This is a genomic window from Microbispora sp. NPDC046973, assembly GCF_040644495.1.
In the GTDB taxonomy this organism is placed as follows: domain Bacteria; phylum Actinomycetota; class Actinomycetes; order Streptosporangiales; family Streptosporangiaceae; genus Microbispora.
Window position 1 is genome coordinate 20,838 of sequence record NZ_JBEYWQ010000043.1, and the last position, 23,359, is coordinate 44,196.

A 23,359-nucleotide genomic window follows, 5' to 3' on the forward strand; every position below is an offset into this window, starting at 1 on the left:
GACCCGCCGGTTCCCCCAGCCAAGGACAGCTCATGATCCCGCACGACACCCGCTTCGACGAACAGCATCGGTACGAGGACAGCTACGCCGGGCTGCCGGTGATCGAAGTCGTCCCCGAGGAGGACGAGGAGATCCCCGACCCGGCTTCGGTGGCGGTGCGGATCAGCGCGGAAATCGACGACTATGACGTCGATGAGGCGTTCGACGCCTTACTGAAGCGGGTGGACACGGCCAAGGTGCCGGCGCTCGTGATCGGCGCATGGGAGGACTGCTACGAGGAGTCCTCCGAGCAGATCGTGGGCCTGCTCGTCGACAACGCCGCCCGGTTCCCCGGGCTGCGCTCGCTCTTCCTCGGCGCGATGAGCTCAGACGAGTCGGAGATCTCCTGGATCACGCAGTCGGACGTGACGCCGCTGCTGGAGGCGTTCCCCCGGCTGGAGCGGCTGGAGGTGCGCGGCGGCACGGGCCTGGAACTCCGCCCGGTGCGGCACGAGTCGCTGCGCATGCTGCGGTTCGAGACCGGCGGACTGCCCGCCGAGGTGGTGCGCGCGGTCGGCGCCTGCGACCTGCCCGCCTTGGAGCGTCTGGACCTGTGGCTCGGAGTGCAGAACTACGGCGGGAACGCCACCGTCGCCGACCTGGCGCCGATCCTGTCCGGCGAGCGGCTGCCGGCGCTGCGTCACCTCGGTCTGCAGGACAGCGAGATCCAGGACGAGATCGCGGCGGCCGTGGCCTCCGCGCCGGTCATCGCCCGGCTGGAGTCCCTCGCCCTCTCGATGGGCGTGCTCACCGACGAAGGGGCCGAGGCCCTGCTCGGGGGTCAGCCGCTGACCCATCTGCACACGCTCGACCTGCACCACCACTTCCTCACCGACGCGATGGCCGCCCGGGTGGCCGAGGCGCTGCCCGGTGTCCAGGTGGACCTGTCCGGCAAGGAGAAGCCCGTACACGACTGGCGTTACGTGGCGGTGAGCGAGTGACGCCACACCTGGCCGTGGTCGGGGTGCCGGGCGACCGGCGGGTGGTCATGTTCCGGGACGCGGTCGTCGCCAGGGGTCTGCCCGAACCGCGGGTCGTCCCGTGGCGTGACGTGCTGACCGGACGGGAGATCGGCCTGCCGCCGGGGACGCTCGTGCGGATCGACTCGCCGGGCGAGGACGCGGAGACCGACGCGCTGCTGCGCGGCCCGGGAGACCCCACCCGGGTCGGCGGGGGAGCGGCCTGGTACGCCGCCTTCACGGCGGGGCTGCGGAGGATCGCCGATCTCCCCGGCGTCCGCCTGCTGGGGGACGTCGCGGAGATCGCGGTGATGTTCGACAAACGCCGCTGTCACGCCCGGCTGTCCGCGGCCGGGGTGCCGGTGCCGCCCGCCTTCGAAGCCGGCTCGTACGGCGAGCTGCGCGAGCTGATGGCCGAGCGGGGCTGGGCCCGCGTGTTCGTCAAGCCCGCCCACGGCTCGTCGGCCTCCGGGGTGGTCGCCTTCCAGGCCCACGCGGGCCGGGTCAAGGCGGTCACGTCGGCGGCGTGGATCGGCGGCACGCTGTGCAACTCGCTGCGGGTCCGCTCGTACGAGGACGAGGCCGACGTGAAGGCGCTGGTCGAGACGCTCGCCCCCGACGGGCTGCACGTGGAGCGGTGGTTCCCGAAGGCGTCGGCGGGCGGCAGGACGTTCGACCTGCGCGTGGTGACCGTGGCCGGAAACCCGACCCACGCGGTGATGCGCACGAGCAGGACGCCGATCACCAACCTGCATCTCGGCGGCCTGCGGGGCGACCTCGGCGTGGTCAGGGCGCGGACCGGCCTGTGGGAGCGGGTGCTCGACGTGGCGGCCCGGACCTCCGCGTGCTTCCCCGGCAGCCTGAGCACCGGGGTCGATGTCATGGTCGGGGCCGACCGGCGGTCGGTGGCCGTGGCGGAGGTCAACGCGTTCGGCGACCTCCTGCCCGGCCTGGGCGACCTGGCGGGCACGGGCAGGGACACCTACGCCGAGCAGGCCGAGGCGATCTCGGGCCGGTCATGGACATGAACGAGATCGTGGGGACCCACGACATCCTCCTGGTCACGCTCGACACGCTCCGCTACGACGTCGCGGCCGAACTGGCCGACGCCGGGCGGCTGCCCAACCTGCTGCCCGGCGGCCGCAGATGGGAGCGGCGGCACAGCCCCGGCAGCTTCACCTACGCGGCGCATGCCGCGATCTTCGCGGGGTTCCTGCCCACGCCGGTCACGCCGGGGCCGCACCCGCGCCTGTTCGCCGCGACCTTCCCCGGCAGCGAGACGACCGCCGAGGGCACCTGGGTGTTCGACGCGCCCGACCTGCCCACCGGGCTCGCCCGCGCCGGCTACCACACGGTCTGCGTCGGCGGGGTCGGGTTCTTCAACAAGCTGACTCCGCTGGGCTCGGCCCTGCCCGGGCTGTTCGCGGAGAGCCATTGGGAGCCGGCGTTCGGGGTGACCGCCCCCCACGCGCTGGAACGGCAGATCGACCGCGCCGAGGAGGTGCTGGCCCGGCGGGACCGGCCGGTCTTCCTGTTCGTCAACGTGTCGGCGCTGCACCAGCCGAACCACTTCTATCTGCCCGGCGCCACCCGGGACGGCCTGGACACCCACGCCGCCGCGCTCGAATACGTCGACCGGCACATCGCCAGGCTGTACGCGCTGATGCGCCGGCCCTGCCTCGTCATCGTCTGCTCCGACCACGGGACGGCGTACGGCGAGGACGGGCACGTCGGGCACCGCGTCGGCCACGAGGTCGTCTGGACAGTGCCCTACGCCGAGTTCATCCTGGTTCATCCCGATAGGGAGCACGATTGACGCCTTACGAGGGATACGTCTACGCCTACCCGCACAAGACCGCCTACCGGCCGCTCGATCCGCGCCCGGCGCTGAGCGAGGTGTGGGCGGGGGAGCGGGCGGGCGCGCTGTACGTCCACATCCCGTTCTGCGAGATGCGGTGCGGGTTCTGCAACCTGTTCACCCGCACCGGCGCTCCGGAGGGCCTGACCGGGGCCTACCTGGACGCCCTGGAACGGCAGGCGCGAGCCGTACGGGCCGCCCTTGACGAGCCGCGCTTCACGACGGCGGCCTTCGGCGGCGGCACGCCCACCTACCTGGACGCCCGGGAGCTGACCCGCCTGTTCGACCTCACCGAGCAGGCGATGGACGTCGACCTGCGGCAGATCCCGCTGTCGGTGGAGACCTCCCCGGCCACCGCCACGCCCGACCGTCTCGCCGTGCTGGCCGAGCGGGGCGCGAGCCGGATCTCGATCGGCGTGCAGAGCTTCGTGGACGCCGAGGCCCGCGCGGCCGTACGGCCCCAGAAGCGCGCGGAGGTGGACGCGGCGCTCGACGCGATCCGGGCGTCGGGCATCGCGACGCTCAACATCGACCTGATCTACGGCATCGACGGGCAGACGCCGGACTCGTGGCGCTACTCGCTGGACGCCGCGCTGACGTGGAAGCCGGAGGAGCTGTACCTCTACCCGCTGTACGTCCGGCCGCTCACCGGGCTCGGCAGGCAGCCGGGCAGGCAGGACCGCGCCTGGGACGACCAGCGGATGGAGCTGTACCGCCTCGGCCGCGACCACCTGCTCGACGCGGGGTACGAACAGGTGTCCATGCGGATGTTCCGGCTGCCCGGGCTGCCTGACGCTACGGCGTCCGCGGACTACTGCTGCCAGACCGACGGCATGGTCGGCCTCGGCTGCGGGGCCAGGTCGTACACGAGCACCCTGCACCACTCCTTCGAGTACGCGGTGGGGGCCCGCCACGTGCGGACGATCATCGACGACTACGTGCGGCGCGACGACTTCGGCGCGGCCAACGTGGGGTTCGCCCTGGACGAGGAGGAGCGCAGAAGGCGGCACCTCATCCAGTCGCTGCTGCGCACCGAGGGACTGTCGCGGGACCTCTACCGGTCCAGGTTCGGCACCGACGTGCTCGACGACTTCCCCCTGCTCGATCGGTTCCCGGGCCGGCTGACGGCGGACGCGTCCACCGTGCGCCCGACCCCCGAGGGGCTCGCCCACTCCGACGCCATCGGCCCCGCGCTGTTCTCACCGCGCGTCAGGGCGCTCATGGAGGGATACGCCGCGTGCTGACCATCCTCTACCGCGGGCCGCTGGCGAGCTGCGACTACGACTGCGGCTACTGCCCGTTCGCCAAGCGCAGGGACACCCCGGAACAACTGCGCGCCGACCGGGCCGCCCTGGAGCGGTTCACGGCGTGGGTGGCTGGGCAGGACGCCGAGATCTCGGTGCTGTTCACCCCGTGGGGCGAGGGGCTGGTGCGGTCCTGGTATCGCGAGGCGCTGGTGCGGCTGTCCTGGTTCGGCAACGTGCGCCGGGTGGCCATCCAGACGAACCTGAGCTGCCGCACCGGCTGGCTCGCCGACGCCTCGGACCGGGCGGCGCTGTGGGTGACCTACCACCCCACCCAGGTGGCCTACGAGCGGTTCCTGCCCAAGGTCCGCTCGCTGCCCGTACGGCACAGCGTCGGCATCGTCGGCGACCCCGCGCATCTGGAGCACGCCCGCAGGCTCCGGGCCGACCTGCCGCCCGAGACCTACCTGTGGGTCAACGCGCAGGAGGGCCGGGTCTACAGCGACGCCGAGGCCGCGGACTGGACGGCCGTCGATCCGTTGTTCGGCTACAGCCGGCACGCGCACCCCAGCCTGGGCCTGCCGTGCCGCACCGGGGACAGCGTGATCTCGGTGGACGGCGACGGGACGGTCAGGCGCTGCCACTTCGTGCCTGAGGTCCTGGGCAACCTCTACGACGGCTCCTACCGGCCCGCCCTGCGGCCCCGCGCCTGCCCGCTGCCCGTCTGCGACTGCCACATCGGGTATGTCCACCTGGAGCCCCTCGGCCTCTACGACGTCTTCGCGGGAGGAGTGCTGGAACGCGTCCCCGCCGCCTGGAACGCCGCCTGGCCGGCTCAGGTCTCCCGCTCGGGGCGGTAGTCCTCCTCGCGGACGCCGAAGGTCCACGCCACCCCCTCACACGCCCTGGTCACCCACGGCGGGACCCGCAGGAAGTAGGTGCGACGGGTGCCGTCCGGCTCGGGCGTCGAGTTGACCACCTCGACCATCACCACCGGCTCGTCGCCCGGCAGGTCGATCCGCCACAGGACGCCGGTCTCGTCGGAGTGCCACGGCCGGGCGCCCGACTCGGCGAGGTAGCGGTCGAGGCCGAAGTGCTCCAGCATGACCCGGCGCAGCTCGGCGTTCTCCTCCGCGCGGATGCGCTCGGGGGTGAGCGCGGCCATGGTCGCGCCGAACCCCGCGGGGACGGGCATGCCGTGCCAGGCGTGCAGCGCGAAGCCGTCGGCGTACGACAGGGCCGCGCCCTCGGCCGCGGAGCCGAAGGGAGAGTGCAGCCGTCCCGCGTCGTCCAGGTGCAGCTCCACCGGACGGTCGGTGACGATCGCGACCCGCTCGTACGGCCACCACCAGCCCGCGTGCCGCGCGGCCCGCCTGAGTCCCTCCAGTCCCTCGTGCCCCTCGAAGGCCGACAGCCAGGGCGCGTCGTGCTGGCCGAGCACCGCGTCGAGCGTGGCCTGCCGCAGCACGTCGCCGCCGAGGTCGCCGACGGCTCTGCGGATCTCGGTGACCAGCCGGTCGACGCGCGGCCACAGCCGGCCGCCCGTCTCCTCCCACAACCGGGCCCAGCCGGCGGGCCCGGCGGCGGCGCTCGCCTCCGCTCTGGCGCTCTCCCAGGGCACGGTGCGGACCTCGTAGCGCACCGAGACCCCGGGGTCGATGCCGTCGAGGGCCCGCAGCCGCCCGAAGCCGATCTCCTCCATCGCCGCCCGGACCTCGTCGGTGCCGAGCAGCCACACCGCCGCGATCGCCCCGGCGGCGGGGGAGGCCAGCCGTACGATCACCTCCGGCTCGCGCAGGCCCGCCTCCCGGTAGGCCAGCCGCACTCCCGCCGACGCCTCGTCGTGGTCTCCTGCGCCCGTGGCGAAGGCCACCCGCTCCCACGTCAGCGTCTCCACCGTCTCCATGGTCTCCATCAGTCGGCCACCGTCCGGAACGAGCCGGGCACGTACTCCCGCTGGCGGATCACCCGGAACCAGCCCTTCGGCAGCGAGATCGGGTCGTGCTCCTCATGGACGAGGCGTCCGCCGGCGGGCAGGTGCAGGAAACCGGGATACAGCGTTCCCGGGCCCGGGATCGCGTGGCAGTGCCCGGTCGCCTCGCCCTCCGCCAGCACCAGCCTCCCGCGCGGGTCGCGCGACACCGGGCGAAGCCCGCGCGGCACCGACTCCTCCGCCACGGGCACGATCAACACGTCTCCCTGCCGATACATCAGTCGACCTCCGGTCTCGGCGATGATGATCGCAAGCTAGCCAGGCCCACTGACATTCCTGGCAACGCGGCATTTCGGTGGCTTCGGGACGAGGCAGTCTCGGGCGGCGCTACCGTTGCTGGGGTGGAGGAGATCGATCGCCGAATCGTCACCCTGCTGGCGACTGACGGCCGGATGAGCTTCACCGATCTGGCCAAGGAGACCGGGCTGTCGGTCTCCGCCGTGCACCAGCGGGTACGCAGGCTGGAAAAGCGCGGTGTCATCCGCGGATACGCCGCTCTCGTGGACTACGACGAGATCGGTCTTCCGATGACCGCGTTCGTCTCGATCAAGCCGATCGACCCCTCCGCGCCGGACGACGCGCCGGAACGGCTGAGCCATCTGACCGCCATCGAGGCGTGTCACAGCGTCGCGGGTGATGAAAGTTACATTCTCAAGGTTCGTGTCGCCTCCCCTCTGGCGCTGGAGGAGCTCCTCCAGCACATCCGCGCCTCGGCCAACGTCAGCACGCGCACGACCGTCGTCCTCAGCACGCCGTACGACTACCGCTCCCCGGTGATCGAGAAGGAGCCGGAAGAGGACGCCGCCGGCTGACCGGCTGTGGATCACGGCGTTGTGACAGCCTTTGCTCGGTTTGTCAATGAAGCGTCACAATTTACGGCAGATATGGTAGATCGTGACTATGCGTGTCACCCTCGCTCTGTTGTCGTGAGGACCAGAGCGGAGGGATCCCCCGTGCGTAAGTACCTCCTCACCGTCCTGTTCGCCGGCGCACTCGCAGCGGCCACCATCCCCGCAGCAGGCGCCAGCGCCGAGCCCGCCCGCGATTACATCGTGGTTCTGCGGGACGGCGCCGACTCCCCGTCCATCGCGAACGAGCACGCCCGCGCCCACGGCGCCGCGCTCGGCCGCATCTACAGCCACGCGCTTCGCGGCTACTCCGCGAAGATGACGCCCGGCGCCGCCGCGGCCGTCGGCCAGGACTCCCGCGTGTTGTGGGTGCAGCCCGACGGCGAGGCGCACATGGACGCCCAGACCCTCCCGACCGGGATCAACCGGGCCGACGCGGAACTCAGCTCCACCGCGAACATCAACGGCGCGGACGATCGGGTCAACGTGGACGTGGCGGTCATCGACACCGGCATCGACCTCGACCACCCCGATCTGAACGTCTACACGGCCGGGGCGAAGAACTGCTCGACCGGCAACAGCGCGGACGACGGCAACGGCCACGGCACCCACGTGGCGGGGACGATCGGCGCCCTGGACAACGCCAACGGGGTCGTCGGCATGGCGCCCGGCGCGCGGGTCTGGCCCGTGCGGGTGCTGAACAACGCGGGCAGTGGCAGCTTCTCCGCGATCATCTGCGGCATCGACTACGTCACCGCCCACGCGGACCAGATCGAGGTGGCCAACATGAGCCTGGGCGGCTCGGGCACCGACGACGGCAACTGCGGCAACACCAACAACGACGCCATGCACCGGGCGATCTGCGGATCGGTCGCCGCCGGTGTGACCTACGTGGTCGCCGCGGGCAACGAGACGGACAACGCGGCCAACCACGTGCCGGCCGCCTACGACGAGGTCATCACCGTCAGTGCGCTGGCCGACTTCAACGGCGCTCCCGGCGGCGGGGCCGCGCCCACCTGCCGCAGCGACGTCGACGACACGCTGGCCGACTTCTCCAACTTCGGTGCCGACGTCGACATCATCGCTCCCGGCGCCTGCATCCTGTCCAGCTGGAAGGGCGGCGGCTACAACACCATCTCGGGCACCTCGATGGCGTCTCCGCACGTCGCCGGTGGTGCGGCGCTCTACAAGGCGACGCATCCGAGCGCGAGCCCGGCGACCGTGAAGTCCGCGTTGCAGACGGCGGGCACCACGGACTGGAACGCGGCGGGCGACCCCGACGGCATCAAGGAGAAGCTGCTCAACGTCGCCGGCCTCTGACCACTCGCCCTGTTCGCAGAACCGCCCGCCGTGCCGCGCGAGAGCCGGTACGGCGGGCTCCAGGACGCCCGCCGCGCCAGCCCATGCCCTCTCGTCCGGATCCCCTTCTCGCCGGGATCGGCGGGCGCTAGCGTGCCGCCATGCGAATCCGTACCACCCTCCTCGCGGCCACCCTCGCCGCGCTGACCGCCGCCGTCGCCGTCCCGGCCCTCGCCGTCACCTACGGCGTGCCGGACGGGAACGCCCACCCGCAGGTCGGAGCCCTGATCGCCGATGAGGCGTACTCCGACGGAACCTGGGCCTACTGCAGCGGCACCCTCGTCTCCCCGACGGTCTTTGTCACGGCGGCGCACTGCGGAGAACCCGGTCAGACGACCGCCCCGGTGTCGTTCTCCAGCCGGTACGAGCCCGGCGACAGGCTGTACACCGGCCGCTACGTGCCCGACCCCCGCTACGACGCCAGCCAGTCGGACCCGCACGACATCGCCGTGGTGGTCTTCGACAAGGCGATTGCGGACATCACACCCGCGCGGCTGCCGGCCGCGGGCCTGCTCGACCGGATGAAGGACGACGGCACGCTGTCGACGGCCACCTTCACCTCGGTCGGATACGGCTCGCTCGAGCCCGTCAACGGCCCGGGCGGCAAGACCTACGCCTACACCGACACGCGCAACCGGGCGTCGGGCTCGCTCAACAGCCTGAACAAGGCCTGGCTGCGGTTGTCCCAGAACCCCGCCACCGGCGACGGCGGAACTTGTTACGGCGACTCGGGCGGCCCGAACTTCCTCGGCGACGCCACCTCAAACCTGCTCGTGGCGACCACGATCACCGGCGACAGCGCGTGCCGGTCGACCAACGTCGACTACCGGCTGGACGCGCCGTCGGCCCGCGAGTTCCTGGGCCGGTTCGTCGCGCTGCCCTGACCCTCTGACCCCCCGACCCGGGCCGGCCGGGCCGCGCCGATCAGCTCGCCGGAACGGCCTGTTCGCCGGTCCTCGCCGCCCGGCCGAGAAAGTGCGCACGCACCCGGGCGTACGCCTCGGGGGGCGCGCCGAGGCGGTCGAGGCCGAGCAGGGCGGCGCCCACGATCGGCGGCACGTCGGCGACGGCGAGCCGGGCGAGCGGCGCGCGTTCGGCGTAGTGCCGCTCGACCAGCGACGTCAGCAGGGGGTGCCTGGCGGTCAGCACGCCGCCGCCGAGCACGACCTCGCAGGGCGTGGCGAGCAGGCCGAGCCGCCGCATGGCGACGACGCCGAGCAGCGCGATCTCCTCGGCCTGCCGCTCCACCAGCGACCCGGCGACGGCGTCCCCGCCCGCGGCGGCGGCCAGCAGGGATGGCACGAGGGCGTGCAGCCGGTCGGCCGGCAGGTCGCCGAAGTGCAGCCCGACGACGACCTCCTCGACCGTGGCGGCGCCGAAGCAGGAGCGCACGACGTCGGTCAGCACGGTCGCGGGACCGCGGCCGTCCTCGGCGCGCACGGCGTGCCAGAGGGCCTCCTCGCCCAGGTGGTGCCCGCCGCCCCAGTCGCCGCTGAGGCGGCCGAGCGCGGGGAAGCGGGCGATCTGCCCGGCGGGGGAGACGCCCACCGCGTTGATCCCCGCGCCGCAGACGACCGCCACACCCCACCCCGTGCCCGACCCGGCCCGCAGCAGGGCGAAGGTGTCGTTGCCGACGACCACGCTCGCGCCGTACCCGCGGGCCAGCAGCTCGGCGCGCAGCAGCTCCTCCTCCACCGGCAGGTCCGCGCCCGCGACGTACGCCGCGACGTGGTCGGCGTACGGCGGCGCGGCGGTCTCGTCGGCGAGGGCACGCCGCACGGTCCGGCCGATCACCTCGACGGCGGCGGCGGCTCCGGCGCTCTGCGGCAGGAACGCGGGCCCGCGCGCGGTGGCGAGCACCGTGCCGTCCTCGCGGACGAGGGCGACGTCGGTCTTGCTGTTGCCGCCGTCCACGGCGAGCACCGTACGGATCACCGGGCCACCGCCCACGGCAGGAAGGCGCGGTTGGCCGCCACGAGGCGCGCGGCGAGGTCGTCGGCGAGGGACGCCTGACCGACCAGCGGATGGGCCAGCAGGGCGTCCCTGACGCGGTCCTCGCCGCCGTGCAGGGCCGCCTCCAGGGCGAGCGACTCGTACGCCGACACGTGGGCGATCAGGCCCCGATACAGCGGCTCCACGGGATCGACGGGCAGCGGAACGGCCCCGGCGGCCCCGACGGCGGCCGGGACCTCGATCACCGCGTCGTCGCCGAGGAACGGCATCGTGCCGTTGTTGCGGGTGTTGACGACCTGCACGTCCCCGCGGTCGCCCATGAGCGAGGCGACCAGGGCGACGGCGGCCTCCGAGTAGAAGGCGCCGCCGCGCCTGTTCAGCAGGCCGGGCTTGGTGTCCACGGCCGGGTCGTCGTACATCTCCAGCAACGCCGACTCCATCGCCGCCACCTCGGCGGCCCGCGACGGCGAGGTGCGCTGCTCGGCCACCACCCGGTCGTGCTCGTAGAAGTACCGCAGGTAGTACGACGGCACGGCGCGCAGGTGGCGGACCAGCCGCACCGGCAGGCCGACGGCCTCGGCGATGCCCTCGCCGTGCTCGTCCAGCAGCCGGGGCAGCACGTCCACGCCGTCGAGCAGGACGGACCGCTCCCAGGTGAGGTGGTTGAGCCCGACGTGGCCGAGCGCGATCCGCTCGGGGGCCACGCCGAGGAGGGCGGCGAAGCGGCGCTGGAACCCGATGGCCACGTTGCACAGCCCGATGGCCCGGTGCCCGGCGTCGAGCAGCGCGCGGGTGACGATGCCGACGGGGTTGGTGAAGTCGACGATCCACGCGCCGGGCGCGTGCGCCCGCACCTTCTCGGCGATGTCGAGCACCACCGGCACGGTCCGCAGGGCCTTGGCGAGGCCCCCGGCGCCCGTCGTCTCCTGCCCGACGCAGCCGCACTCCAACGGCAGGGTCTCGTCGACGTTCCTGGCGGCCTGACCGCCGATGCGCAACTGCAGCAGCACCGCCGCCGCCCCGGCGACGCCGTCCTCCACGCGGGTGGCGGTGGTCAGCGCGGCCGGGTGGCCGGCGCGGGCGAGCATCCGCCGGGCCATCCCGGCGACCGTCGCGAGCCGCCGCTCGTCGGGGTCGACGAGCGCGATCTCCGACAGCGGCAGTTCGCCGCGCAGGCGGGCGAAACCGTCGATCAGCTCCGGCGTGTACGTGGAACCGCCCCCGACAACGGCCAGCTTCATTTGACTCCCGTCAGCTTGACGCCCTCGATGAAGACCTTCTGGGCGAAGAAGAACACGACGATCACCGGGGCCATGGCCAGCAGCGTGGCGGCCATCGTGAGGTTCCACTGCACGCGGTGCACCGACCGGAACGCCGCCAGCCCCAGCGACAGCGTCCAGTTGTCCAGGTCGGTCCCCGCGTACAGCAGGGGTCCGTAGTAGTCGTTCCAGCAGTAAAAAAACTGGAAGAGCGCCACGGCGGCGATGGCCGGGCGGGCCATCGGCAGGATCACCCGCACGAGCGTGCGGAACTCGCCGCAGCCGTCCACCCTCGCCGCGTCGGAGTACTCGCGCGGGATCGTGACGAGGAACTGACGCAGCAGGAAGATCGAGAACGCGTCGCCGAGCAGCATCGGCAGGATCAGCGGCCACAGCGTGCCGGTCAGGTGGAAGCGGGCCCAGATCAGGTAGATCGGCACCGCCACGACCTGCGGCGGCAGCATCATCGTGGTGATCACCAGCAGGAACGCAAGCCGGCGGCCGCGGAAGCGGAACCGCGCCAGCGCGTACGCCACGGGGATCGACGACACCAGCATGAACGCGGTCGCGAGCACGGAGTAGAGCAGCGTGTTGCGGATCCAGGTCAGCAGCGGCGCCTTGTCGAAGATCTCGGCGAAGTTGCCCCAGTTCCAGGTGTGCGGCCACAGGTCGGAGGTGAGCGCCTGCCGGTCGCTCATCAGGGCCGTGAGCGCGATGAACACCAGCGGGCCGAGGAACATCAGCGCGAGCGCGATGGCCAGCGCGTGCCGGGCGACCCACAGCAGTACCGTGCGCCTCGTCATACGTTCTCCCCGTCGAGGTCCTGGCCGAGGCCGCGGAACTGCCGCAGCAGGATGAGCGTGAACACCATCGCGACCGCGAACAGCACCAGCGCGAGCACGCAGGCGTAGCCCATCGCGTAGTCGCGGAAGCCCTGCTGGAACAGCCACTGCGGGAACGTCAGCGTGGACTGGTCGGGGTAGCCGGGGGTGAAGACCGACCCGGCCGAGTCGGTCGCCCCCGACGCGACCCGGGCGGCGACCTCGGCCTGGGTGAAGTACTGCAGCGTCTGGATCACCCCGGTGACGAGGGCGAACATCAGCACCGGCCGGATCACCGGCAGCGTGATCGACGTGAACTGCCGCCAGCCGTTCGCGCCGTCGATCGCGGCGGCCTCGTAGAGCTGTTTCGGCACGTCGAGCAGGGCGGCCATGAAGATCACCATCAGGTCGCCGACCGACCACAGGCCGAGCAGGGTCAGCCCCCACTTCGACCACGCCGGGTCGCCGAACCAGTCGGGAGCGGGCAGCCCGACCGCCGACAGGATCGCCTGCACCGGCCCGGTGCCGGGGTTGAGCAGGAACACGAACCCGAGCGTTCCGGCCACCAGCGGCACCAGGGCCGGCAGGTAGAAGATCGTGCGGTAGACACCGGCGCCGGCCTTCAGCCGGGTCACCAGCTGGGCGACGCCGAGGCCGAACAGCACCCGCAGCGGGACCATCACCACGACGAGCCACATCGTGTTGCGGATCGCCGTCCAGGCGGCCTGGTCCTTGAGGAAGTACTCCCAGTTGAGCAGCCCGACGGGCTCCAGGGTGAACAGGTCGTACCGCTGGAAGGAGAAGTAGACCGTGGACACCAGCGGGTAGACGAAGAAGATCGCGAATCCGGCGAGCCAGGGGGACAGGTAGAGCAGGGCGCGCAGATTTCCACGCATCGGGGGCTCAGCCGCCCGCCGTCAGCTTGAGCTTCTCGTCGATCTTCTTGTCGACCTCGGCGAGCAGCGCGTCCAGGTCGGACGCGCGGCCCGACTCCCACTTGATCTGCGCCTCCTGCAGCGTCTGCTGGTTGAAGACGGAGTTGACGTGGGCGGGCAGCGTTGTGCTGTTCGGGTTGGCGAAGACGTCGAGGAAGGTCTGGAAGTTCGGGTCCTTCTTGAGGTCCGGCGACTGGAGCGCGGGCAGCGTGCTCGGCACGTTCCTGATCGCGTTCGACAGCGTCACCAGCGTGCCGGTGTCGGTGGTGAGGTATTTCACCAGCTCCCAGGCGGCCTCCGGGTGCTTGGCGCCGCGCGGGATGCCGATGACGGTGCCGGTGATGTAGCCCGCGCCGTACCGCTGGGCCTGGTCGTCGGCCACCGGCAGCGGCGCGGTGCCGTAGTCGAGGTCGGGGGCGTCGGCGGCGAGCATGGCGGTGCGCCACTCGCCGTCGATGGCCATGGCGACCTTGCCGGTGGTGAACGGGTTCTCGGCCGACCACTCGTCGCCGAAGCTCTTGCGGAACTTCTCGAGCTTGTCGTAGCCGTACCAGTCGGTGAGGTCCTTCTGCCAGGTCATCAGCGTCTTCCACTGAGGGTCGGAGCCGATGGCCGACGTGCCGTCGGGGTTGGTCCACTTCGCCCCGACCATCACGCCGGTGTGGATGGGGGCGTTCTCGTACATCTGGCTGGTCGGGACGAACCCGGCGACCTTGATGTCGCCCTTGTCGTCCTTGACCGTCAGCTTCTTGGCGAGGTCGGCCAGCTCGCTCATCGTCTTCGGCGGCTCGTGGCCCTTCATGAGCGTCTTGTTGTAGTAGAGGCCGTACGCGTCGGCGAGCATGGGCATCACGCAGCGCTTGCCCTGATACTGCGTGTATTCGGCGATCACCTTCGGGAACAGCGACGCCGGGTCGATGCCGCTCGCCTTCAGGTAGGGGTTGAGGTCCTGGAAGATCCCGGCCTTGCAGAACTCGGCGACGCTGTCGGTGGTGAACGACAGGGCCACGTCGGGCGGGTTGCCGCCGCGCACGGACTGGAGGATCTGGCTGTCCTGGATGGCCTTGGTCGGCTTGACCGTGATCCAGGGGAACTTCTTCCGGAACCCGGTCAGGGTCTCGTCGAAGGCCTTGAGCTCGTTGTCTGCGCTGAAGCCGTGCCAGAACTCGATGGTGACCGGCTCGTGGCTCGCCCCGCTCCGGGCCACCTTGGGGGGCCCGCTCTCGGTGCCGGCCGTACAGGCGGTGAGCGCGGCCAGGCCGGCCGTGGCGGACAGTGCGGCGGACAGGACCAGAAGGCGTTTCATGGGGGGTGCCTCCCTAGCGCATAGAAGGGGATTTGCTCACGGCGCCGAACAGCTCCTCGCGTACGGCGCCGAGCGCGAGGTCGAGGGCCCCGGCGAGGACCGGGTTGCCCTCGAGGGTGGACAGCAGCACGCGGGGCCGGGGGATGGTGAGCGCGTGCAGCTCCCGCTCGACCGTCTCCCGCAGGAGCTCGCCGCCCGCCAGCAGCACGCCGCCGGACAGCACGACGATCTCGGGGTCGACCACGGCCGTGATCGCGGCCAGCCCCATCGCGAGGCGGCCGGCGAGGTCGCGGAGGGCCTCGCGCGCGCTCTCGCCGTCCGGGCCGCCGCGTCCGGCCACGGCGACCGCGGCGCGGACGGCGCCGCTCGGCGTGGAGCCGCGCACGCCGTGCGCCCGCAGGAGGCCGAGCACGGCCGGGCCGCCCGACAGCGCCTGAAATCCGTGGTTGGCCCGCCTGCCGACGTCCCGCGCGGTGGGGGCGCCGACCACGGGCATGTAACCGACCTCGCCCGCGCCGCCGGTCGCCCCGCGATGGAGGCGGCCGCCGATGACGAGGGCCGCGCCGATGCCCTCGTCGGCCCACAGCAGCACGTAGTCCTGGTGGCCCCGGGCGCTGCCTCTGGACCGTTCGGCCTGGGCGACGAGGTTGACGTCGTTCTCCACGTCGATCGGCACGCCGATCCCGTCGCGAAGGGTCCCGATCAGGTCGGGGATGTGCCAGCCCGGGATGTGTGCGGCGTAGCCGAGCCTGCCCGTCGAGGGGTCGACGGCGCCGCCGATGCCGACGACCACCCGGCTCAGCTCCGTCGGGTCGAGCCCGGCCGGGCCGCACGCCCCCGCGAGCGTGGCCCGGACCCGCTCCACCACGTCGCCGCCGGTGCGCCCGGGGGTGGCCAGCCGGTGCTCGGCGACGACCGCGCCGGTGACGTCCGCCACCGCCGCGGCGATCCGCGCCGGCGTGACGTCCAGCGCCGCCACGTGCGCGGCGCCGGGGTTGATCCGGTACAGCTCGGCCGTACGGCCCGGAAGGCCCTCGCGGATGCCGTCCAGGACGACCAGGCCGGCCTCCTGGAGACGGGCCAGCAACTGGGAGGCGGTCGGCTTGGACAGGCCGGTGAGCGCCCCCAGCTCTGGCCGGGTCAGCGGGCCGCGTTCGAGCAGAACCATCAGCGCGGCGCGGTCGTTGATCGCGCGCAGCAGGCTCGGCGTCCCCGCGATGGGCCGGGTCATACGTTCTCCCACAGAGCCGGTTAGGAAAGTTTCCTAACTTTTGGTGCGACCGTACGAACGGCCCCGGACGCCGTCAAGAGCGTGATCCGCGCCGAGATCCAGCTGTGACCGCGCCGTGCCCGATGCGGGAGAAGCGCGGGACGGCACGTAGAATCTGGCGGCCTATGCCAGAGTCTTCGACGGGCGAGCTGGCCCGGGAGCAGAAGTACGTCGCCGCGCTGTACGAGCGCCTCGACGTGCTGCGGGAGCGCACGCGCGGGCAGCTCGACGCCGTGCTGGCCCAGGGGGCCTTCGGCACCCACCAGAACCGCTCGGAGCGCGACAACTTCGCCGTCATGTACACCCAGCGCCTGGCCCGCCTGTGGGCGGTGGAGAACGGCCTGTGCTTCGGGCGGCTGGACCTTGCGAAAGAGGGCCCGGCCGAAGAGAGCCCGGCCGAAGAGAGCCGGGCGGACGCGAACCGGCTGTACATCGGCCGCATCGGCCTGGCGGACGACGACCAGCACCGGCTGCTGATCGACTGGCGGGCCCCGGTGGCGCAGCCGTTCTACCGGGCCACCCCGGCCGCCCCGATGGGCGTCACCCGGCGGCGTCACCTGCACACGCGGGGCCGCAGGGTCACCGCGATCGACGACGACCTGCTCGACCTCGACGGCCTCACCGACGCCGACCGGGCCTCGCTGAATGGCGAGGCGGCGCTGCTGGCCGCACTCGGCGAGAAGCGCACCGGCCGCATGCGCGACATCGTGGCCACGATCCAGGCCGAGCAGGACAAGATCATCCGAAGCGACCTGAACGGCGTGCTCGTCGTCCAGGGCGGCCCGGGCACCGGCAAGACCGTGGTGGCCCTGCACCGCGCGGCCTACCTGCTGTACACCTACCGGGAGCGGCTGGAACGCCGGGGCGTGCTGATCCTCGGGCCCAACCCGACCTTCATGCGCTACATCGAGCAGGTGCTGCCGTCTCTCGGCGAGACCGACGTGCTGCTGTCCACCGTGGGCGAGCTGTACCCGGGTGTCACCGCGATCCGGGAGGACTCGCCCGAGGCCGCCGCGGTCAAGGGCCGGATCGCGATGGCCGACGTGATCGCGCGAGCCGTACGGGAGCGCCAGCGGATGCCGCGCACGCCCGTGGAGATCAAGCTCGACAAGTTCACGCTGAAGCTCGACCGGCAGACGCTCGAGGCGGCCAGGTCGAAGGCCGGCCGGTCCCGCCGCCCGCACAACCAGGCCAGGGCCGTCTTCGTCCGGCACCTGCTGACCGTGCTCACCCGGCAGGCGGCCCGGCACCTGGGCCGCGGCGCCCTCGACGACGCCGACTTCGCCGACCTGCGCGAGGACCTGCGCACCGAGGAGCCGGTGCGGGTGGCCCTCAACCGGCTGTGGCCCTACCTCACGCCGCAGCAGCTGCTGATCGGCCTGTTCACCGACCGCGACCGGATGGCGGCGGCCGGGCTGGGCGCGCCGGAGCGCGACCTGCTGCTGCGCGAGCCGCCCAGAGCGGGGGAGAAGCCGGGGGAGAGCTGGTGGAGCGCGGCCGACGTGCCGCTGCTCGACGAGGCCGCCGAGCTGCTGGGGGACATCGACGAGGGGGTGCTGCGGGCGGCGCGCCGGGCCGAGCAGGAGCGCGAGGAGCGCATCGCCTACGCCCGCGAGGTTCTGGAGCTGACCGGCCTGGCCGACATCATGGACGCCGAGCGCTTCGCCGAACGGCAGCAGGCCGAGGAGACCTACCTCACCACGGCCGAGCGGGCCGCCAGGGACCGCACGTGGGCCTTCGGCCACGTGATCGTGGACGAGGCCCAGGAGCTGTCCGAGATGGCCTGGCGGATGGTCATGCGGCGCATCCCCGGCCGGTCGATGACGATCGTGGGCGACATCGCGCAGACCGGGTCGGCCGCGGGCGCGGCGAGCTGGGCCCGGGTCCTCGATCCGTACGTCGCGGGCCGCTGGCGCGAGGAGCACCTCACCGTCAACTACCGCACCCCCGCCGAGCTGATGGAGGTCGCGGCCCGCGTGCTCGATCTGGTCGGCCCCGACCTGAAGGCGCCGGAGTCGGTGCGGGAGACGGGCGAGCGGCCGTGGGCCCTGCGGGTCGCCGCCCTCGCCGAGGCGGGGCCCGTGGTCGCGGCGGAGGTCGTCGGGGAGGGCCGCCTCGTGGTCATCGCCCCGGCGGGGATGACCGAGGAGATCGGGACGATCGTCCGGGCCGCCGTGCCCGACGCGGCCACCGGGCCCGGGCCGGCCGCGCTGGACGCGCCCGTGGCGGTGCTGTCGGTGACCGAGGCCAAGGGGCTGGAGTTCGACTCGGTGATCGTGGTCGAGCCCGGCCGCATCCTGCGCGAGTCGCCGCGCGGCCCGAGCGATCTCTACGTCGCCCTGACCAGGGCCACGAGCCGCCTCGGCGTCGTCCACGTGGAGGAACTCCCCAAGGTCCTGAACGGTCTGGAACGGCGCTGAACGGGCACCGCTCCTACCTGCGGAAATGTGGTATTTCCGCTGATCGGGACGCGGTTGACATCTGCGCTGAGGTCGGTAGTTTGCTGCGCAGTCCAGCACGGGACTGACCGGTTGGCCGCTCTATGGCGCCGCCGACCTCTGCGTCGATGACGGAGCGTGACCCCGTCAGCACACCAGGCGCAGGGCGGCGTCCCGCCGAGGCGGGGCACCCCATCCGGCCGGGGGGTTGGACCCAGGAGGGGCCCGGGCACCCAGTAGACAACGGAGCTCCGCGCCCGCCGCCGACGGGACGGAACCGGTCCGAAGGGCCGCCCGGGCCTTCTTCCCTTCCTCTCTCCTCCTCCATCCGCCCCTCGCCGCCGTACAGTGGCTGAGGCCGGTTTGGCGGCCTGCGCCGCCGTCTGCGACCCTGACCTGGAATGATTTTTGGCGTCAGGACCATCGACACGCGAGGAGAGACTGTTCCGTGGCACTGGAGACGGCACAGGAGGCGGCGCCGGCCGCCGACGCGGCGCCGAGGCCGCGGGTGCCGGGCGCGCTGATCCGCCTCGCCGGCTCCGTCGCTGGCGGCCTGGTGCTCTACCTCGCCTTCCCGCCCATCGGATGGTGGTTCTGCGCGCCGGTGGGCGTGGCGCTGCTCGCCCTCGCGTTGCGCGGCACCCGGCCGCGCCGGGCGGCGTGGATCGGGTACGCCGGGGGGCTGGCGTTCCTCCTGCCGACGCTGGCCTGGGTCCGCCCGATCGGGGACGACGCCTGGCTGGCCCTGTCGGGCGTCGAGAGCCTGTTCTGGGCCGCGCTGGCCTGTGTGGCCGTCCTCGTCATGCGGCTGCGCCTGTGGCCGCTGTGGGTGGCCTGCCTGTGGGTCGCGCAGGAGTGGGCCCGGGGGCTGTTCCCCGTCGGGGGCTTCCCCTGGGCGCGGCTGGCCTTCAGCCAGGGCGAGTCGCCGTACACCGGCTTCGCCGCGCTGGGCGGCGCCCCGCTTGTAAGTTTCACGGTCGCCCTCACGGGGGCCCTGCTCGCCGCGCTGGTCACACGGCGTTCGCCGAGATGGCGGCCCGACCGGGTGGTTGCCGGAACGCTCCTCGCCGCGATAGCCGTACCGGTGCTGGGGCTCGTCGTGCCCCGGCCCGGCGACGAGGGCAGGACAGTGCGGATCGGTGTCATCCAGGGCAACGTCCCTGGGCGGGGGATGTACTTCCTCGGCGACGAGCCCGCCGTCGTGCTGCGCAACCACGCGGACGAGACGCACCGGATGGCCGAGGCCGTGCGGGCGGGGAAATTCCAGCGGCCCGACATCGTGGTGTGGCCGGAGAACTCCACCGACATCGATCCCTACTCCAGCGCGTACGCCCGGCAGGTGATCGACTCCGCCGCCAAGGACATCGGCGTGCCGATCCTCGTCGGCGCGGTCGTCAAGATCGGCACGGAGAACCGGGCCACCCGCGGCGTGGTCTGGGACCCGGTCACCGGCCCCGGCGCGTACTACGACAAGCGGCGGCTGGTGCCGTTCGGCGAGTACACCCCGATGAAGGAGCTGTTCCTGGCGCTGTCGTCGCGGGCGCAGCTCGTCGGCCGGCAGTCGGTCCCCGGCGACAAGCCGGGAGCGCTGCGCATCGGGCCGGTGACGATCGGCAGCGTGGAGTGCTACGAGGTGGCGTTCGACAGCACGGTGCGCGACACCGTGCTGGCCGGAGGGACGCCGCTGGTGGTGCAGACCAACAACGCCAGCTACGCGCTCACCAACCTGCCGCCGCAGCAGCTCGCGATGTCGCAGCTGCGCGCGGTGGAGTTCAACCGGGCCGTGGTCACCGCGGCGACCACGGGCATCTCCGCGTACGTCGGCCCCGACGGCCGGGTCGGCTGGCGTACCGGCGAACTGGTGGCGGGGATGAACGTCCTGGACGTCCCCGTCAGGACGAAGAACACGGTGGCGGCGGAGGTAGGTGCGCTGCCGGAGTGGATCATGATACTCATGGGGGCCGGAGCGACGGTGGCGGCCATCTCTGGGCGGAGGAAAACCTGATGGAGCGGACCCCGGGCCGGGTGCTCGTGATCGTCCCCACGTACAACGAGAGGGAGAACCTCCCGTTGATCACGCGGCGGCTGCGTGAGGCGCTGCCCGACGTGCACCTCCTCGTGGCCGACGACAACAGCCCCGACGGCACCGGCCGGATCGCCGACGAGCTGGCCGAGGCGGACGACCACGTGCACGTCCTGCACAGGACGAGCAAGCAGGGGTTGGGCGCCGCCTACATCGCCGGATTCCGGTGGGGCCTGGCCGAGGGCTACGACGTGCTGGTGGAGATGGACGCCGACGGCTCCCACCAGCCCGAGGAGCTACACAAGCTGCTCGACGCGGTGACCGACGGCGCCGACCTGGCGATCGGCTCGCGATGGATGCCCGGCGGCAAGACCGTCAACTGGCCGTTCTCACGCGAGCTGCTGTCCCGGGGGGCCAACACCTACGTCCGGCTGGTGCTCGGCATCCCGGTGCGCGACGCGACGGCGGGCTTCCGTGCCTACCGCGCGGCCACGCTGGAGAAGATCGGGCTGGACGACGTCGAGTCGCAGGGCTACTGCTTCCAGGTGGACCTCACGCTCCGCACCGTACGGCAGGGCCTGCGGGTGACCGAGATGCCGATCACGTTCGTCGAGCGCACCGTGGGCAGCAGCAAGATGAGCCGGAAGATCATCTTCGAGGCCTTCTGGCGCGTGGCCATCTGGGGGGTCGCCGGGTTAGGCGAGCGGTTTCGCCCGAGGCGATAGGCGCGATCCACAGGAACCCCAGCGGCCGCGGGGACGTTGACGCAGACGTACGAGTGCCGGGGTGAGTGGGGCAGGACATGGTGCGGATCGGGTTGTTCCTCGGGTTCCTCGTGGTTCCCGTCCTGGAGATCTGGGTTCTGATCCGGGTGGGGTCCGTGATCGGCGGGTGGGAGACGGTCGCCCTGCTCATCGCCGACAGCATCCTCGGCGCCTGGCTGGTGCGCCGCGAAGGGCGGCGGGCGTGGGCGGCGCTGCGCTCGGCCATCGAGTCGGGACGCATGCCCGACCGGGAACTCGCCGACGGTGCGCTGATCGTCGCCGGTGGCGCACTCCTGCTCACCCCCGGCTTCCTGACCGACGTGTTCGGGTTCTTCATGATCCTGCCGTTCACCCGGCCGATCGCCCGGCGCTGGCTGTCGTGGTTCCTCGGCCGCCGCGTCCGGTCGCTCGCCGCCCGCTCGCCGTACGCGCCCCTGTTCGAGCGGACCGGGGGGTTTGACGAGGCGGGTGGCTCCGGCGGGCCCGCCGGAGCGGGCCGGCGCCGCGTGGTGCACGGCGAGGTCGTCGACGACGACTGAAAGACGACTGTAAGCGCGGTAGGGCATGCCGTTGCCCCGGCGGCGGAGGCACACCGGGGCAACGGGGCTGGTTTCCGGGTTCTTCCGGATCCTTTCCGGGTTCTTTCCAGGTTTTTCCGGTTACAGGTGCGGCTCGTCCGAGTCGGGGATGTCCCGGCGACGGATGTCCCGATCACGGGCGTCCGGGTCGGTGACGAACCGGTCGCCGGCGCCCGTCAGCGGATCGCCGGTGCCGAACCGCTCCTGTGACCGGGCCGCAGGGTCTTCGGTGCCATACGGCTCGCTCGACGTGCGCGCGGGGTCGCCCTGGCCGAACAGTTCCCCAGACCGCGTCTCGGGGTCCCGCCACGCCATCGGCTCACCCGGGCGCGTACCGGGGATCTCGGCGTCCAGCCGGTCCCTGGAGCCGAGCGCCGGGTCGTCGGTGCCGTACCGCTCCCCACCGTGGGTCACGGCGTAGTCCGCGTCGCCCGTGTAGTCGCCGGGGTCGTCGGCGCCGAGCCCCAGCCGTTCGCGCTCGCGCCGCCCTCCGCTGTCGGCCCAGCCGGTGAGGCTGTCGGGCCGGTTGGCGCGTTCCCAGGCGGCGTCCCAGTCCATGTCGTAGTGACGATAGAGCTCACGCTCCTGCTCGGCGGACAGGTGCCCGTCGGCGTCCAGGTCCACGTCGGGCGCGCTCTTGACGTGCTCCTTGTCATACGGGACCTCGACATGGCCGGCCGTCAGGTTCGCGTCGTGCAGCGGGACGAAGGTCTCCTTGGTGTGGAGAAGTCCCGTCTTGACGCAGAGCCACTTCGGCCGTCCCGTCGCATCGTCGAGGAAGACCTGCGCGACCTCGCCGATCTTGTCGCCGTTGAGGTCGTGGACCGGGTTGTCGAGCACCATCGGGATCTGCTCGTGAGTGATCACGTGCTTCTCCTTGTCTCTCGCTTGGTCGGTCCCTTACTGGGCTACCGCCGATGCGAGGACGGAAACCACCTTTTCCGGAATTCGCCTCTGCCGTGCCCGGACGGCTACGCCGGGGCATCCGGCATCGTCCCAGGTGAAGGCCGGGTCTCGGCGTTCACCGTCGCTGCGGAAATTCGTCGTATTGGCCCGGACGGGGCAGGGCCCCTTCGGCCTGCCACGGCGGGACCGACCGGCCCTGTCTCCTCGTGAGGCGGGGTGGAGGCTGAACGAGTGAGGCGAACCGTGTTGCCCGCTCTTTCACCGGCCCTGATGCCCGCCCTGTTGCCCGCCGCCACGGTCGCGGCGCTGGTCATCGGGGGAGTGCTGCGCCTTCTCGGCCTGGGCGACGCCGTCTGGGCCGCCGGCACCGGCGTCGCTCTCGTCCCCGCAAGCTGGTGGATGATCTCTGGCTGCGCGCGGGCCGGTTCGGCGTCGACGCGATCGCCGTGCTCGCGCTGGCCGGGGCGCTGGCCGTACGGGAGTTCCTGGCTGACGCCATGGACAGTGCCCGCCGCACCAGGTGCGTCGCCGTGCGGAGCGCGGGGGCGGGTGAGGACGGCGAGCCGGGTGTGAAACGGATTTATGCCGCGAATTGTCTTTGCGCCTGTGACTCCATTCAATTTCGCATCCGCGCTTGAGGAGGGTGAGCGGCGCGTGAAAGAATTCATACAGGTTTTCGAATGAGCGCGAGGAGGTGTCATGGAGTTTCCGCTCGCTGATCCTGGCAGCCTCGGTCGTTCGAATATTTCCGATGAGGATTGGTGGGAGCGGCTGACTTCCCGATCGCCCCTCTGGTCCTCTGGAAG

The 23,359-nt window shown here is 72.0% G+C and carries 22 protein-coding genes; 13 read left to right on the forward strand and 9 right to left on the reverse strand.

Annotated features, from left to right (window positions below; genetic code table 11):
- Window positions 1–32: 32 nt before the first annotated feature.
- From ABZ860_RS39350 to ABZ860_RS39370, 5 genes are read left to right on the forward strand one after another with little or no spacing between them, the layout of a single operon-like run.
- Complete coding sequence (locus tag ABZ860_RS39350; RefSeq protein WP_357230660.1) at window positions 33–980, forward strand: STM4015 family protein; 948 nt, start codon at window positions 33–35, stop codon at window positions 978–980.
- Complete coding sequence (locus ABZ860_RS39355; protein ID WP_357230663.1) at window positions 977–2,026, forward strand: STM4014 family protein; 1,050 nt, start codon at window positions 977–979, stop codon at window positions 2,024–2,026. The genes ABZ860_RS39350 and ABZ860_RS39355 overlap by 4 nt, the downstream gene beginning before the upstream one ends.
- A complete protein-coding gene (locus tag ABZ860_RS39360; protein ID WP_357230666.1) occupies window positions 2,023–2,814 on the forward strand; it encodes an STM4013/SEN3800 family hydrolase in 792 nt (263 codons plus the stop codon). The genes ABZ860_RS39355 and ABZ860_RS39360 overlap by 4 nt, the downstream gene beginning before the upstream one ends.
- Window positions 2,811–4,100, forward strand: a complete 1,290-nt coding sequence (locus tag ABZ860_RS39365) for an STM4012 family radical SAM protein (RefSeq protein ID WP_357230669.1) — start codon at window positions 2,811–2,813, stop codon at window positions 4,098–4,100. The genes ABZ860_RS39360 and ABZ860_RS39365 overlap by 4 nt, the downstream gene beginning before the upstream one ends.
- Window positions 4,094–4,960, forward strand: a complete 867-nt coding sequence (locus tag ABZ860_RS39370) for an STM4011 family radical SAM protein (protein ID WP_357230672.1) — start codon at window positions 4,094–4,096, stop codon at window positions 4,958–4,960. The genes ABZ860_RS39365 and ABZ860_RS39370 overlap by 7 nt, the downstream gene beginning before the upstream one ends.
- Here the strand turns inward: ABZ860_RS39370 and ABZ860_RS39375 are convergent.
- Entirely contained in the window at window positions 4,936–6,015 is a 1,080-nt protein-coding gene (locus ABZ860_RS39375) for a DUF6745 domain-containing protein (protein WP_357230675.1), read from the reverse strand. The genes ABZ860_RS39370 and ABZ860_RS39375 overlap by 25 nt on opposite strands.
- Window positions 6,015–6,293, reverse strand: a complete 279-nt coding sequence (locus ABZ860_RS39380; RefSeq protein ID WP_357230678.1) for a hypothetical protein — start codon at window positions 6,291–6,293, stop codon at window positions 6,015–6,017. Before ABZ860_RS39380 ends, ABZ860_RS39375 begins: the two co-directional genes overlap by 1 nt.
- A 141-nt stretch (window positions 6,294–6,434) precedes the next feature.
- Here ABZ860_RS39380 and ABZ860_RS39385 point away from each other — a divergent pair, with 141 nt between their 5' ends.
- From ABZ860_RS39385 to ABZ860_RS39395, 3 genes are all read left to right on the forward strand, one after another.
- Window positions 6,435–6,905: an Lrp/AsnC family transcriptional regulator gene (locus tag ABZ860_RS39385; RefSeq protein ID WP_357230681.1), complete on the forward strand. Its 471-nt coding sequence runs from the start codon at window positions 6,435–6,437 to the stop codon at window positions 6,903–6,905.
- A gap of 141 nt (window positions 6,906–7,046) precedes the next feature.
- Window positions 7,047–8,261, forward strand: a complete 1,215-nt coding sequence (locus ABZ860_RS39390; RefSeq protein WP_357230684.1) for a S8 family serine peptidase — start codon at window positions 7,047–7,049, stop codon at window positions 8,259–8,261.
- 140 nt (window positions 8,262–8,401) lie between these two features.
- Window positions 8,402–9,184, forward strand: a complete 783-nt coding sequence (locus tag ABZ860_RS39395) for a trypsin-like serine protease (RefSeq protein WP_357230687.1) — start codon at window positions 8,402–8,404, stop codon at window positions 9,182–9,184.
- 40 nt (window positions 9,185–9,224) lie between these two features.
- Here the strand turns inward: ABZ860_RS39395 and ABZ860_RS39400 are convergent, their stop codons facing one another.
- From ABZ860_RS39400 to ABZ860_RS39425, 6 genes are read right to left on the reverse strand one after another with little or no spacing between them, the layout of a single operon-like run.
- Window positions 9,225–10,235 (reverse strand): BadF/BadG/BcrA/BcrD ATPase family protein, encoded by a 1,011-nt coding sequence (locus ABZ860_RS39400; RefSeq protein WP_357230691.1) that lies wholly within the window; start codon window positions 10,233–10,235, stop codon window positions 9,225–9,227.
- Window positions 10,232–11,494 (reverse strand): 6-phospho-beta-glucosidase, encoded by a 1,263-nt coding sequence (locus ABZ860_RS39405; RefSeq protein ID WP_357230694.1) that lies wholly within the window; start codon window positions 11,492–11,494, stop codon window positions 10,232–10,234. The genes ABZ860_RS39400 and ABZ860_RS39405 overlap by 4 nt, the downstream gene beginning before the upstream one ends.
- Window positions 11,491–12,315 carry a carbohydrate ABC transporter permease gene (locus ABZ860_RS39410; protein ID WP_357230697.1) on the reverse strand — a complete coding sequence of 275 codons (825 nt, stop codon included), beginning with the start codon at window positions 12,313–12,315 and terminating at the stop codon, window positions 11,491–11,493. The genes ABZ860_RS39405 and ABZ860_RS39410 overlap by 4 nt, the downstream gene beginning before the upstream one ends.
- Complete coding sequence (locus ABZ860_RS39415) at window positions 12,312–13,229, reverse strand: sugar ABC transporter permease (protein ID WP_357230700.1); 918 nt, start codon at window positions 13,227–13,229, stop codon at window positions 12,312–12,314. The genes ABZ860_RS39410 and ABZ860_RS39415 overlap by 4 nt, the downstream gene beginning before the upstream one ends.
- Before the next feature lie 7 nt (window positions 13,230–13,236).
- Window positions 13,237–14,574, reverse strand: a complete 1,338-nt coding sequence (locus tag ABZ860_RS39420) for an ABC transporter substrate-binding protein (protein WP_357230703.1) — start codon at window positions 14,572–14,574, stop codon at window positions 13,237–13,239.
- Window positions 14,575–14,587: 13 nt separating this feature from the next.
- Window positions 14,588–15,805 (reverse strand): ROK family transcriptional regulator, encoded by a 1,218-nt coding sequence (locus ABZ860_RS39425; RefSeq protein WP_357230706.1) that lies wholly within the window; start codon window positions 15,803–15,805, stop codon window positions 14,588–14,590.
- A 164-nt stretch (window positions 15,806–15,969) separates the two neighbouring features.
- Between ABZ860_RS39425 and ABZ860_RS39430 the strand changes: the two genes are divergently transcribed.
- The 4 genes from ABZ860_RS39430 (at window position 15,970) to ABZ860_RS39445 (ending at window position 21,608) form a co-directional block, all read left to right on the forward strand.
- A complete protein-coding gene (locus ABZ860_RS39430) occupies window positions 15,970–18,264 on the forward strand; it encodes a PhoH family protein (RefSeq protein WP_357230709.1) in 2,295 nt (764 codons plus the stop codon).
- 466 nt (window positions 18,265–18,730) lie between these two features.
- A complete protein-coding gene (lnt, locus tag ABZ860_RS39435; RefSeq protein WP_357230712.1) occupies window positions 18,731–20,287 on the forward strand; it encodes an apolipoprotein N-acyltransferase in 1,557 nt (518 codons plus the stop codon).
- Window positions 20,287–21,030, forward strand: a complete 744-nt coding sequence (locus ABZ860_RS39440; RefSeq protein ID WP_357230714.1) for a polyprenol monophosphomannose synthase — start codon at window positions 20,287–20,289, stop codon at window positions 21,028–21,030. Before lnt ends, ABZ860_RS39440 begins: the two co-directional genes overlap by 1 nt.
- Before the next feature lie 65 nt (window positions 21,031–21,095).
- Window positions 21,096–21,608, forward strand: a complete 513-nt coding sequence (locus ABZ860_RS39445) for an FxsA family protein (protein WP_357230717.1) — start codon at window positions 21,096–21,098, stop codon at window positions 21,606–21,608.
- Window positions 21,609–21,728: 120 nt separating this feature from the next.
- Here the strand turns inward: ABZ860_RS39445 and ABZ860_RS39450 are convergent, their stop codons facing one another.
- Complete coding sequence (locus tag ABZ860_RS39450; protein ID WP_357230720.1) at window positions 21,729–22,514, reverse strand: PRC-barrel domain-containing protein; 786 nt, start codon at window positions 22,512–22,514, stop codon at window positions 21,729–21,731.
- 434 nt (window positions 22,515–22,948) lie between these two features.
- Between ABZ860_RS39450 and ABZ860_RS39455 the strand changes: the two genes are divergently transcribed.
- A complete protein-coding gene (locus tag ABZ860_RS39455) occupies window positions 22,949–23,191 on the forward strand; it encodes a hypothetical protein (RefSeq protein WP_357230723.1) in 243 nt (80 codons plus the stop codon).
- The last annotated feature ends 168 nt before the right edge of the window (window positions 23,192–23,359 follow it).

Coding starts and splice junctions, on each gene's coding strand:
- ABZ860_RS39375 (WP_357230675.1), bottom strand. CDS start 6,015: ATGGAGACCATGGAGACGGTGGAGACGCTGACGTGGGAGCGGGTGGCC.
- ABZ860_RS39425 (WP_357230706.1), bottom strand. CDS start 15,805: ATGACCCGGCCCATCGCGGGGACGCCGAGCCTGCTGCGCGCGATCAAC.
- ABZ860_RS39350 (WP_357230660.1), top strand. CDS start 33: ATGATCCCGCACGACACCCGCTTCGACGAACAGCATCGGTACGAGGAC.
- ABZ860_RS39430 (WP_357230709.1), top strand. CDS start 15,970: ATGCCAGAGTCTTCGACGGGCGAGCTGGCCCGGGAGCAGAAGTACGTC.
- ABZ860_RS39405 (WP_357230694.1), bottom strand. CDS start 11,494: ATGAAGCTGGCCGTTGTCGGGGGCGGTTCCACGTACACGCCGGAGCTG.
- ABZ860_RS39420 (WP_357230703.1), bottom strand. CDS start 14,574: ATGAAACGCCTTCTGGTCCTGTCCGCCGCACTGTCCGCCACGGCCGGC.
- ABZ860_RS39410 (WP_357230697.1), bottom strand. CDS start 12,315: ATGACGAGGCGCACGGTACTGCTGTGGGTCGCCCGGCACGCGCTGGCC.
- ABZ860_RS39360 (WP_357230666.1), top strand. CDS start 2,023: ATGAACGAGATCGTGGGGACCCACGACATCCTCCTGGTCACGCTCGAC.
- ABZ860_RS39415 (WP_357230700.1), bottom strand. CDS start 13,229: ATGCGTGGAAATCTGCGCGCCCTGCTCTACCTGTCCCCCTGGCTCGCC.
- ABZ860_RS39440 (WP_357230714.1), top strand. CDS start 20,287: ATGGAGCGGACCCCGGGCCGGGTGCTCGTGATCGTCCCCACGTACAAC.
- ABZ860_RS39395 (WP_357230687.1), top strand. CDS start 8,402: ATGCGAATCCGTACCACCCTCCTCGCGGCCACCCTCGCCGCGCTGACC.